This window comes from Saccharophagus degradans 2-40 (assembly GCF_000013665.1).
In the GTDB taxonomy this organism is placed as follows: Bacteria; Pseudomonadota; Gammaproteobacteria; order Pseudomonadales; family Cellvibrionaceae; genus Saccharophagus; species Saccharophagus degradans.
The window spans coordinates 1,944,050-1,956,338 of sequence record NC_007912.1 but is presented as its reverse complement, the minus strand read 5'-3'; the positions used below and the strand labels follow the sequence as shown (position 1 = coordinate 1,956,338).

The window sequence follows — 12,289 nt, the reverse complement described above, 5'->3', positions numbered from 1 at the left end:
TTTTTTGCTATACGCCATCCCAAGTATCTCGGCTATTGCTATAAAACTAGTTCTATTATGGCGAGCCAGACAAAGCCTGCTGATAACGAACCAAGCTTTTTTAGCCGTTTTCATTTCACTACTGGCTCTGAACATTAGTGAGATGTTGTTGTTTACACTCAACCTTAAAGAGAGTGGCGCAACAATCCTTGTTATGGCGCATTATATATTCGGCCTTTTTTCCATTCTTTCCGTGTTAGGGATTACTCTGTCGATTACTCGACAGGTCTTTCCTATTCGCACGCTTGCAACCTTTGGTTGTTTAATGGCGATTTTTATCGCAATACCAGGGCTCGCAATAGAAGGAACAAAAAGTATTGGATATTCCTATACAAGGATTCAAGGCCCATACTATTTCGTAGTCCAACTTGCCCTACTTGTTCCATTTAGTGCATCAATTGGCTTGCTAATACACGGCGCCCTTAGAAGCAAATCTAAAGAAATAAAAAATAAATGCTCGGTTTTATTAATATGCCTAACCCCATCATTTGTAAGCCTTTTTATAATCGTTGCCTTAATGCAATTTGGCTTTCAAATAAACGCCACTGTTGTTATATCGTTCTCCATTAATATTTTACTTTTTGGCTTATTGTATCTAGAGGGCAAGTACCATATATACGGGCTTCTTTCCTCACTACCAGGCACCAAATATAACGACAGCGCCAGAATCCTGACTCAAGCCTTGTTCGACCCAAACATGCCTCTAGAAAAGGCAAAAGAACTGATGGATATAGAAAAGACTAGATACACGCTAGAACTAACAAGAGGAAATCAAAGCGAAGCTGCACGAATTCTTGGTGTCTCTAGACCCACGATCTGCAGAAGAATCAAGCTAATTGAGAGCCAATATACAAAAGCACGTAAGCTTTAATACCCTAGGCTTACGACCCCGCACACCCTGAAGCGGTAACTATTTAAAAGGATGTTTAGATTGCTTTACGCTTTGCCTAGCATATTAGCAATATTTGTTAAGCTAATAATCCTTTGGAAACGACCATTTTCACACTCGAGAGGGGAATCGCAAAGATTCCTTTCTGATAATCTCTTTTTAATATTGTTCCTAGCCCTACTTGGGCTAAACATCTGCGAACTAACACTTTTTTGCTTTCAGCTTAACTCCAAGGCCACCTTAAACTTGGTAGTTGCCTACCACGTGTTCTATGCGTTTTCCATATACTCAATTCTGGGTGTAGCATTAAGAACAGTTGATAAGCTATCAAATTTTTATTTGCCATTACTCATTGCGCTCGGCCTCTCCATACTTGTGGCTATGCCCAATTTAGCAATACTAGGCACAACTAAAATAGCATACTCAATAACTCGCATACCGGGCCCTTTTTACTCTGTTTATATAAGCGGGATGTTTAGTGCTGTTATATTTACGCTACTTTTATTAAGTTATGGTGCTTTTCTACACAAAGAAGATGTAATTAGACACCGTAGCAAAGTACTCCTATTTTGCTCTGGGCCATTTGTAATATCTTCGTTAATAATTGCATTTCTTATGCAACTAGGCTTACAAGTGAACGCAACAATAGTTACATCATTCAACGTTACAATATTCCTGTTGGGCCTAATATACTCAGAAAATAAATATTACACTCCGCAAATACTTGCAGCGCTTCCAGGAACGCGCCCATTTCACACAACGGAAACCCTTACTACTGCATTATTCAACCCCAACATTTCACTCGAAAGAGCCAAAGATATAATGGCCCTTGAAAAAACACGCAGAACATTACAGCTAACCAAAGGAAACCAAACCGAAGCAGCTAAAATACTGGGCATATCTAGGCCAACAATATGCCGGCGCATTAGAGAGCTGGAAACCTATGAGGGGATAAGAAGCACCTTAAAACCGAATGATATGGACGCCTAGAAAAATAGCCGTCAAGAGAGATGCTAAGACCAAATAAGCAATACACGTAAAAGAGACTTCCAACTAGAAGCCCTATTGTGCATATACAGTAAGCCAACGAAGTTGGCGACAACTACCCCTCAAACACCCTATTCAGCCAAACACCAATATCAGTAAGCTGCTCAGGGATTACATTGTGCTCCATGGCATACCCTTTCCACTCTACGGTATAACCTAAGGCTTTTACTGCGTCGGCGCTTTGCTTGCCGATGCTTAGCGGCACCACACCATCGTGCAGGCCATGCATTGCCATAATGGGTGTTTGCACATTCACACCTGAGTGCTCACTCGCTGCAGTACCGGCGAAAGGCATATAGGTAGATAGCGCCATAATCCCAGCCAGTTTTTGCGAGTAGCGTAAACCGGTGTAATAAGCAACCGCTCCCCCCTGCGAGAAGCCAGCGATAACAATGTTGCTCGTAGGTACCCCCTTGTCCACCTGCTCCTGAATTAAACGCTCTAAAGTCGCACGGGACTCGCTCATCCCCTCTAAATCTTCTTTATCGACCAAATCCATTCCCTTTATGTCGTACCAGCCAGGCATGACCATGCCGCCGTTAATTGTAATGGGCCGCTCAGGGGCTTGAGGGAATACAAATCTTATGGTGCGAGAATTAGACAACCCCAAATATGGGATTACAGGCGGATAATCATCCGATGAGGCTCCCAAACCGTGTAACCAAATAACGGCATGGGTAGGCTCACCGGCCCCGTGAACGACTGTTCTTGTTTGTTTAGCGGCTGCCTGCTGTGCTGGTGTTAAAGTCATAATTACTCTCTACTCTGGAATTTGGAGTGTGCGTCATAACAACGCACACTCGCCAATAAGCTCACTGGTGTTTTAGAGCGTTTCAAACACGCCCTAACCCACCCAAATTAGCTACTCACTGTATTAAATTCCCCTAACAAAGTCGACAATTGCTATTATCCAAGCACATGCACCCAGTATTGAGTAAAACGTGGAATACGAATTCAACAAAGACCTAGGCGGTAGCCCCGTGGCTACTTTTTCGATGGGGCACGAAGCAATTGGTCGCTGGTTAACCGATGAGTTAGCAAGCAACACCCAGCGCATAACGAGCCTGCTAAGCCATATAGAACAGATAGAATTAGGCCATAAAGCGAGCCTAACCCTTCACGGGTCTGAGTTCGAGTTACATATCGCAGGTGATGAGGTGTCAGTTATGGCTCACGCCATTGACGACGATATTGAATTCGAAAAAAACATCTCGCTTTATGAATTAGAATCGAACGCGGAGTGCGGCTTAACCGACTTTAAAGAAGCACTACAATCTTGGCTGCAGTTTGTAACTAAAAGCCACTAGCAGTACACACGCGGCGCCACCATCATTGCAGGCTACTACCAGTACCAACGCGAGGTTAAAACTTATGCACACAAAGCGACTCAAGTTTGCCGAAGAGCAGTTTTTAGCGGCTTACCCTGGGGGCTTTGCCCACCCCGAAATCGTTGCCATCGGCAAAAAGCACAATGTAAATAAGCTGTCTGATTTTTGCCAAGAAGCGTTTGCAAAAAATAAATTTAAGCATACAGAGCAAATACTTGAAGACTGGATTAAAGTTATTAGTCGCTCCTCCATGATATCTATGTTCGAGAAGCCCAAATTTAAATCGTTTATAAATACGCGTAATAGCGATGAGAAAAAGACACTTGTCGACGGGCTAAAACTCGCCCTACACGGCAAGCACCAACAGGGGTTTGAGCTACAGTTAGAATTACTAAAAATAGATAAACTAGCGAAGTGGTCAATCATTAGCGCAGTGCCAGCTTACTACCGCTTACAGGAAGAAATATTTGTTAAACCCACCACAGTCAAAGGCATAGTCAATTACTTTGAACTCGAAGGTATTACTTACAAGCCCACGCCAAGCTGGGAGTTTTATGAGAAATATCGCGCCTATATTTTAGAAATGAAAAAACATGTTTCACCAAGCCTTAGCCCAAACAACCCTGCTTTTTGCGGTTTTTTAATGATGAGTTTACCTACTTAGCTCGCTACCTAAGCGCCTAAACACCCAATACTACACTACCTACCGGTCTACACAACACGGTGCGATTGTATTAAAAAAGCCCCAGCTGAGAAGCACTAATTTCTTCGAAAGAAACGCCGATAAAAGGCAGAATGGCCTCGGCAATTGGGCGTATTTGTTTTTCAATGTAATGATCGTAATCTATTGGGCTAGTTTGATGCTCTACGGCCTCTGGCCCATTTAGTGTTAATACATAGTTTATCCACCCTTTATGTTGATAGCGCAAAGGCTTGCCAGCAAGCGCATTCGCAGCATCTGCCATACGCGCAGCTTTAACATGTGGCGGTATACTTTTTACGTAATGATCCAACCTGCGGCGCAATCGCTTGCGGTAAATTAGTTCATTATCGTGTAACCCTGCGCGAGTTTCTGCAATTATCTTCTGTACATACTGTTTAACGTTTTTATCTTCAAACACCATACTATAAAGTTGGGTTTGAAATTTTTTGGCAAGTGCAGTCCAATCTGAACGCACCGTTTCTAACCCTTTAAAAACTAGCTCCCCACCTTGTTTAGTTTGCTTAACGCCCGCATAGCGCTTTTTACTGCCAAGCGAAGAACCACGAATGGTAGGCATAATAAAGCGCGAAAAGTGCGTTTCAAACTCAATTTCTAGGTTACACTCTAGCCGGTACTCCTCGCGAATAAGTTGTTGCCACTTTTCGTTTATTAGCACCTGTAAGCTTTGCCCAATTGCTTGAGCCTGCTCATTACTATACTCACCATCAAGCCACACGAAGGTGGAATCTGTATCGCCATAAATAACCTTGTAGCCCTCGGCTTCTATCCACTTTGCCGTTTGTTTCATTATGTCGTGGCCGCGCATGGTAATCGAGCTGGCAAGTCGCGTATCGTAAAACGGGCAGCCACCAGAACCTAACACGCCGTAAAACGAATTCATTAATATTTTAATCGCCTGCGAACGCGCACTGTCTTTATTCTTTTTCGCTTCGTCACGCTGCTGCCAAAGCGAGGTAATAATTTGCGGTAAAAAATGCTTCTCTCTTGAAAACAACGCCCCCTTATAGCCCGGAATTGCATTTTCTGGTTGCTTTAAGCCCTCAATCAAACCTAAGGGGTCTATTTTAAACGTGCGAATAATTGACGGATAAAGACTCTTAAAATCGAGCACCAGCACATGTTTATAAAGGCCGGGCAGCGAATCCATTACGTAACCGCCAGGGCTTGCCAAACCGCCACCTTCCGGCCGGTTGGGCGACACATAACCAGCTCGGTGTAGCTTTGGTAAATATAAATTTATAAATGCAGCGACAGAGCCACCTAATTTATCTAACTCCAACCCTGTAATTTGACTGCGCAGCACAAGGAATTCCAGCAATTGTGTATGCTCAAAAATATCCAACACTAACTCGCAATCTTGCAAGTTGTATTCTGCTAGCTTTACCTTATTGTGTAAAAAATCGTGCTCTATTTCTGCCAACCTATTTTCTACGTTGTCAGTTTTCTTACCCTTACCAAGCAACGCCTGCGATACATATTCCAAGCTAAAGCTATCGAAATGATAGGTTGCGGTACGCAAAGCATCTATACCGTCGATTACTACGCGCCCGGGCATAGAGACATAACCTTGATCAACTTCACCGGGGGCATCGCGCCAATGTAGTGGCTTTGCATCGCGGCCAAGGTTTAATCGAACTCGGTGTAGCTCTGCGCGCTTTATTAGCAACCTAAAATCAAAATTAATTACATTCCAACCTACGAACACATCGGGGTCGAACTGCCCTACTCGGCGCACAAACGTTTGTAATAGCGCACGCTCGTCATCCACCCAGTCTATCCAGCTCGGGGCATCGTCTTGTCGCCCACCTATCATAAGCACACATTTGTATCCGTCTGCAGCCAAACCTATAGAAAAAAGCTCCCCTACCTCGCTGCACTCAATGTCAATACTTAAAACTTTTAAGCTGGGCGTGTAATTGGCTGGCTTAAGCTGGGCGTTAGAATAACTTTGAAACTTCTGGGAGGTTGTAGCGTTATGCACGCCATTAAACTGCGCGCTACCATAAATAAAGCGCTCCATGAGGTAGCGATCTGTTAAACGAATATCCGCTTCGTAAAGGGTAACACCGCTCCCTTCTAATATTTGCTTAGCTTTAAAAGAGGTAGCCCCACTACTAAAATACAAAGCCCCTACAGGCAAGTGCTCAAAAGTGGCTAACTCAAGGGGGCGATATCGAAAATCCAGACCAGCAAGCAACTCGCTGGCAGCAGTAAAGTCCTGCTGCGCAATAAAAAACACATCATCTTGCGTATCAGTTATAAGCTGAACGGCTCCATTAGGGGTATTCAGCCAACACTCTAAACATAACTTACCGGCAATTTCTCTACGCGCACGCGTAAGAATAAATCCAGAAATGGGCCCAGAAACCTTGTTTTTAGAAGAAGCGAAAACCAATTTAATAGCCCGATAATACAGAATGGCACATGCAGCTAACCGAATACGCTAGCCAAATGCGAGGGCGGCCAGCTTACCACAATGCGATTGTCCCAAATTACTATTATACTAATCACAAATAACCGCAACTATACTCGAATAACTATCAAGCCTTTAGGGGACACCGCGTTTACCATGAAGACAATTCCATTAATATTAGCAGCCTTTACCCTCTTAACATGCGCTTACGCAACGGCAAACCCTGTTACAAACTGCGATAACGATGCCAATATGCACTTGTTAGACCAGCAGTATGAACATGCGATTCAAACATCGAACGAGGCATTTTTAACCGAGCTACTTACAGACAACTTTAGCTGGATTCACACCCTAGCCAAGAACATTGAATCAAAAAGCATGCTGTTAACACGAATAAACAAGACAGATTATGATCGCCCAATTTTGAGAGAATCTGAGTTTAAAAACATTCAACGCAGCGGGGATACAGTAGTAGTGAGTGGTATTTCAAGCGTAACCAAACATAGGCCAAGTAGTGATAGTAGCGGAACACAACAACGCGTTTATGAGTATTACTTTTCGCGTACTTATGTACAAATTAATGACACGTGTAAACTCCTGTCATCCATGACGATGAAGATTTCTGAACGGAATCAATAGTGCCAGCGCCATCAAGTTATAATTAAATCAAGCCACAAAGCGTTACCTTCTCTGTGGCTTTTTTGCACTTTTCTTAACGTAATTTAATATAGATATAGGCACTTCTTTTACTGCTTTAAATTCTGCCACTTCTTTTCTATCAATAATATGGCCAAGCCTACTTTCTATTGCACACAAGCGCTTAAAATCATCCATAGAAATTAACGATACGGCTTCGCCACTTACGCCTGCCCTGCCTGTGCGGCCAATACGATGCACATAATCATGTGCATCGTCGGGTAAGTCATAGTTAACTACACGGTCCAAATCATCTATATCGATACCGCGTGCGGCAATGCCTGTGGCCACTAAAAAGCCTATTTTTCCAGCCTTAAAATCTGCTAGTAGTTGGGTGCGTACTGCTTGGCTTCGGCCGCTATGAATTGATTCGGCCTTAATACCACGCTTTTCTAGCTGTGTAACCAGCTTGGCTGCACCGTGCTTGGTGCGGATAAATATTAACGCCTGCTTCCAACCATTCTCATTAATTAAATGCGTGAGCAGTGCCGACTTGTTATGTTTGTCTACAGTTACCAACCACTGAGTAATCGGCGGGGTAGATTTTTTATCCGCGGCAATGGAAATTTCTACCGCATTAACTATGGCGGTTTTTGCTAGCAAACGCACCTTATCAGAAAGCGTTGCAGAAAATAACAAGCTTTGCCTGCGCTCCGGCAGGCGCTCAATAATTTTATTGATATCCCCTATAAAGCCCATATCGAGCATTCTATCGGCTTCATCTAATACTAAAAATTCCAGCTCATCGAAATGTAAGGCACGCTGATGCATTAAATCTATAAGTCGGCCCGGCGTGGCGACTAGAATATCCACCCCCTCCACAAGCTTTGCCTTTTGCGGCTCAATATCTACCCCACCTACCATAGCCATAGATGTGAGGCTTAAATGCGCACCGTACAACCTAATGTTATCTTCTACTTGAATGGCCAGCTCGCGCGTAGGCACCAAAATAAGCGCCTTTATGCGCTTGGCTCTGCGGTTCGCTTTATCTTTAAAGGTTTGCAGTATTGGCAACACAAAGCTTGCCGTTTTACCTGTACCTGTTTGCGCCTTCGCCAGCACATCTCGCCCAGCCAAAATAGGTGGTATAGCCTGCTCTTGAATGGCAGTAGGCGCTTCGTAGCCCACGTCGTTTAAGGCCTGCAGGATTGGGTCACATAGACCAAGGGTAGAAAATGTCATTGGCGTCTCGGGGCAAAAAGCTGGCTGGTTCGCACTGAAGATGAATACAACACCCTATAAGGGCACGAATAAGCCGCGAGTATAGCAGAGTGGCTAACCAACAACCGAGCAGAAAACTAAAGGAGGGAATTAAGAGACCACAAATAAAAAAGCCCGCTTGACGCATGCAGTACAAACTACATGCCTCAAGCAGGCTTTTAGCTAAGCTTTAAGGTGGGTACGATCATTAGCTCTCGGGGTTACCCCCTCCACCGCAATTGTACCCAGCCTCAGCTAAGCGTCGATAACTGAATATCGATTAGAACTTAGCGCGAACGCCGAAAGAGAAGCGACGATCAGACTCTTGTAATTGGAACGTGGTACCAGTTACCGCCTGGTTAATAGTTGGCTCACCAGTTAAGTTACTTACGTTCGCAACAAGAGTAATACTATCAGTAACATCCCAGCTTGCAGATAAATCTAACTGAGACAGACCATCTCGGTAGTCGTTACCCAAAGTAGGATCGGTAGAGCGAGTTGCTGAGGGTAAAACCTGCGCACCAACACGTTCAACACGCTTGTGAACAATACCGTCCAAGAACTTATCACGGTAGGTATAAGCCAAACGAACTGCAAAGTCTTCGTATTCCCAGTACACCTGAGTATTGTAGGTGTTTTCAGAGATATCCTCTAACGGAGTACCACCTGGCTGCTCACTATCCGCATACGTGTAGTTTGCATTCACACCTAAACCAGACCAGATGCCAGGCAAAAAGTCGAAGGCTTGCTGGTAACCTAACTCGTAACCACGTACATAGCCACTTTCGCCATTTGTGTTGGTAGTAGTACGAACACCATTGCGACCTTGAGCTAGAGCAGCATCAAACACCGCTTGACTATCAGCAAACACTAATTGTTGCTTATCGCTAGTGGCGTCATCTCGCAGACAAATATTGTCAAAGATAGTAGTGTTCTGTGTAGCAACAGCATCAGCATCGTACGCACAGTAAATTGTTTCACTTAGGAAAGATGCAACATCCTTATAAAACACTGTGGCCGATACCATATTACCGGTACCAAAATAGTGCTCTACCGCCATATCAAATTGCGTTGCACGATATGGGTCTAACTGTGGGTTACCTCGAGTTGCAGTCACTTTATCCGAGTTAAATACAAACGTTGGGCTCAGCTCTCCAAAGTTCGGACGGCTCATTACTTTAGCACCGCCAAAGCGAAGGAGTGTATCTTCTGTTAAATCTACAGTTACGTTCAAGCTAGGCAAGAAATCGCTGTAAGTATTGCCATCAGTTACAAGAGCGTCACCTTCTTGGTTGTATGCAGTAGAAGTGATTTCACTTTTCACATATCGACCACCAACAATGATGCGCGCGTGATCAAAGTCGAAGTTACCTTGAACGTAAAACGCAGATGTATCTTCTTCAATAAGTGAATAAGAACCCTTTAACTCGCCGTTATCTAAATTCTCTCGCAGAGTTCCAGTCAACGCCAGATTGGTGCCGGCTAACAAGTTCTGCACCATTTCATACGTTTGGCCAGGGTTACGTAAAGCTGCTGCGTCATACACTGTAAAGCTTGTCAGATCGTTAACACCTTGAACTCCGGCGTGCTCAAACGCATCATCAAAGTCAAAAGTTTTTACATTATCCAGATCGTTCAACCAAATAATATCTGGGTTGCCATCACGGGTAAGGTTTTTGTAAATATCTTTGATCTGTATCTGAGACTCACCTTTTTCATACTCACGATCGGTGAAGCGCACACCCGTTTTAAGCGCTGAAAACCATTCCAAACCGAATGGCTCAGAGTACTCTACATCTAGGCGCATTGCTGATTCTTTGTTTTGAACTGGGAGTTCACGGTGACGATATTCACGGAACGCCAAGTGACTCGCGTCAGTGTAGGTACCGTCCGCCAAGTAATCGACTGTTGGCATCTGGTCTTGACTGTTAATGATGGTTACGTCGGTATACCACTGATTCGCATCTGCAGGGTTTGCCGCCTCAGCAACGGGGTCTACCGCACGCAAATTCATTTCCGAAGCTAACGTCATAGTATCGGATTCAGCTACGGCGTACTCACCGGATACTTTTAAGCTGTCAGTGAAGTTCCACTCACCACCAATTGCGTTAGAAAAACTCTCTGTAAAACGGAACTGACTCCAAGTTTTGGGGATAGGTAGTGAACCCGCCAATACGTAGTTATTTAACTGTCCGTTTGCATCTTCAGTCGTATTTGCTGTTGCTGTGGGCGCACCAATTACCGACAGAATAGAATACGCTTCTTGACCACCATCCCGCTCAGTACTATTTAAATCTATATAGAATGAACCTTGCTCTGATGCTGGGGCCCACTGCATGGAAACGTTAAATGCAGTACGCTCGCGTTGCTCAGTGAAGGGCTCAAATTTGTGCTCATCTGGCACAATATACAAGCCGCTAGGCGTATTCTGAGCAGGAGTATCTTCTAGCCCAATTACACCGGCGCTCCACTTATCCGAAGGGAAAAGACTTGCGGAAGCAGTATCTTGACGCAACCAACGATCTTGATAGGCAACGCTAGCCATTACACCAAAGCTACCTGCGTCACCAAAGTCCCAGTTGTTGCCAAAAGAACCACTAAATATAGGAGCCCAGTTATCGGCTTTATCTGCGTATTCTGCGTCTAAAGAAACAGCAATTACGCGTTCTTTTAAATCTAATGGGCGAGCTGTTTTAAGGCTGATAGTACCGCCCAACGCACCTTCAATCATTTCTGGTGTAGGAGACTTAACAACCTCTACCGCTTGCAAAAAGCTGGCTGGGAAATCATCAAAACTAACCCCAGAGCGACCATCGCCCACACTTGAGCGACCATTAATTTCAACACGGTTCTGCGGTAAGCCGCGAATAGAAACCTCAGAGCCCACGCCGAAATCGCGGTTAATAGAAACACCAGTAACACGCTGTAATGCTTCTGCAACATTGTTATCGGGTAATTTACCAATGTCTTCAGCTACAACAGAGTCAACAATTCGACCGTCGTTGCGCTTAGCATCAACTGCAGCTTCCAAGCTGGCACGAATACCAGTTACAACCACTTCTTCCAAAGCAGCATCTTCTTGAGCATAAACGGCTTGATTAAAAGCCAGGGTGAAAGCGGAAAGTGCGAATGCACCGATTGTATATTTATTAGTCATTATGTAGATCCCCCTCATTAAGAGTTAGTTTTATTATGGGCAGAAGTACAACGAATATAAACCTAATTGTCAACCGATTATTTTTACCAATGAAACTTATTTGTTTGCTAAATGTCTGCCCCATCCCAGCCGTAGCGGGTTAAACCTATTTCACACAAAAAACACACCCTGTGAAAATTACGGGATTAAATAAATGCTTAGGATGTTTTTAGCGCCAAAAGAGGCGAGAAATACCTTTCAGAACGTAGAAAAATCGAGCTTACCGAGCTTTATTATATTTATAACTAGCCAAGCCTTTAGTTTGTGCCACTAGTGGTCACACACATTAAGTAAATGATTTACGCCAGCCTTATGACATAAAATTCAACCAAATGGTATTACCACTCAGAGGCACCCGATTAATAATTAACGCGCCAAGCTAGCTTAAAATGCCCCCATCTAGTTAAAAAGACCAAATGGAAACAGTGTTGGTTAACCAATTAACAACAACCAATCTGTAATACCACTGGTTTGTAGTGGCAATTTTTTTGTTAAAAAACAAATAAGTAGCCCCGCCCCCACTAGGGTTCGAAAATAAAGCAATAACGCCAGCTAAGCAGTGCCAGCCCAAATTTAGAAAGAGCCACCAAATAGCTTCTCGGCGCTTGAAAAGCCAACGGCTAGACCAACTAACGCCATCAGTACTTACTTTATTCAGTCACTTTTACCGTGCCGTAAGGGAGCGCCAATAGCGGGTATTAACCACACAAGCAAAGCATGCAAAGAAAAACCGTTTTACCAACACGGTAATTTAACG

Annotated in this window: 9 protein-coding genes; 5 read left to right on the top strand and 4 right to left on the bottom strand. The window is 44.0% G+C overall.

Annotated features, from left to right (window positions below; genetic code table 11):
• Positions 1-4: 4 nt before the first annotated feature.
• Together SDE_RS07945 and SDE_RS07940 are read left to right on the top strand one after the other, a co-directional pair.
• Positions 5-910, top strand: coding sequence for a helix-turn-helix domain-containing protein (locus SDE_RS07945; protein WP_011467998.1), 906 nt, complete (start codon positions 5-7; stop codon positions 908-910).
• A gap of 60 nt (positions 911-970) precedes the next feature.
• The gene (locus SDE_RS07940; RefSeq protein WP_158303866.1) at positions 971-1,918 is read left to right on the top strand and encodes a helix-turn-helix domain-containing protein; all 948 of its coding nucleotides are present in this window, start codon (positions 971-973) and stop codon (positions 1,916-1,918) included.
• 112 nt (positions 1,919-2,030) lie between these two features.
• Here the strand turns inward: SDE_RS07940 and SDE_RS07935 are convergent, their stop codons facing one another.
• Positions 2,031-2,726, bottom strand: coding sequence for an alpha/beta hydrolase (locus SDE_RS07935; protein ID WP_011467996.1), 696 nt, complete (start codon positions 2,724-2,726; stop codon positions 2,031-2,033).
• A 190-nt stretch (positions 2,727-2,916) separates the two neighbouring features.
• Between SDE_RS07935 and SDE_RS07930 the strand changes: the two genes are divergently transcribed.
• Together SDE_RS07930 and SDE_RS07925 are read left to right on the top strand one after the other, a co-directional pair.
• Positions 2,917-3,282: a YacL family protein gene (locus SDE_RS07930; protein ID WP_011467995.1), complete on the top strand. Its 366-nt coding sequence runs from the start codon at positions 2,917-2,919 to the stop codon at positions 3,280-3,282.
• A 64-nt stretch (positions 3,283-3,346) separates the two neighbouring features.
• Entirely contained in the window at positions 3,347-3,967 is a 621-nt protein-coding gene (locus SDE_RS07925) for a hypothetical protein (protein WP_011467994.1), read from the top strand.
• A gap of 70 nt (positions 3,968-4,037) precedes the next feature.
• Here the strand turns inward: SDE_RS07925 and SDE_RS07920 are convergent, their stop codons facing one another.
• Positions 4,038-6,422, bottom strand: a complete 2,385-nt coding sequence (locus SDE_RS07920) for a DNA polymerase II (RefSeq protein ID WP_011467993.1) — start codon at positions 6,420-6,422, stop codon at positions 4,038-4,040.
• 174 nt (positions 6,423-6,596) lie between these two features.
• On the opposite strand from SDE_RS07920, the gene SDE_RS07915 reads away from it, so the two are divergent.
• Positions 6,597-7,079: a nuclear transport factor 2 family protein gene (locus SDE_RS07915; protein WP_049762597.1), complete on the top strand. Its 483-nt coding sequence runs from the start codon at positions 6,597-6,599 to the stop codon at positions 7,077-7,079.
• A 42-nt stretch (positions 7,080-7,121) separates the two neighbouring features.
• On the opposite strand, the gene SDE_RS07910 is transcribed toward SDE_RS07915, so the two are convergent.
• A complete protein-coding gene (locus tag SDE_RS07910; protein WP_011467991.1) occupies positions 7,122-8,318 on the bottom strand; it encodes a DEAD/DEAH box helicase in 1,197 nt (398 codons plus the stop codon).
• 298 nt (positions 8,319-8,616) lie between these two features.
• Entirely contained in the window at positions 8,617-11,493 is a 2,877-nt protein-coding gene (locus SDE_RS07905) for a TonB-dependent receptor (RefSeq protein WP_011467990.1), read from the bottom strand.
• Positions 11,494-12,289 lie beyond the last annotated feature (796 nt).

What these genes read in the sequence shown, in the direction of transcription:
- SDE_RS07935 (WP_011467996.1), bottom strand. Translation starts at nt 2,726, where the DNA reads ATGACTTTAACACCAGCACAGCAGGCAGCCGCTAAACAAACAAGAACA.
- SDE_RS07925 (WP_011467994.1), top strand. Translation starts at nt 3,347, where the DNA reads ATGCACACAAAGCGACTCAAGTTTGCCGAAGAGCAGTTTTTAGCGGCT.
- SDE_RS07915 (WP_049762597.1), top strand. Translation starts at nt 6,597, where the DNA reads ATGAAGACAATTCCATTAATATTAGCAGCCTTTACCCTCTTAACATGC.
- SDE_RS07910 (WP_011467991.1), bottom strand. Translation starts at nt 8,318, where the DNA reads ATGACATTTTCTACCCTTGGTCTATGTGACCCAATCCTGCAGGCCTTA.
- SDE_RS07905 (WP_011467990.1), bottom strand. Translation starts at nt 11,493, where the DNA reads ATGACTAATAAATATACAATCGGTGCATTCGCACTTTCCGCTTTCACC.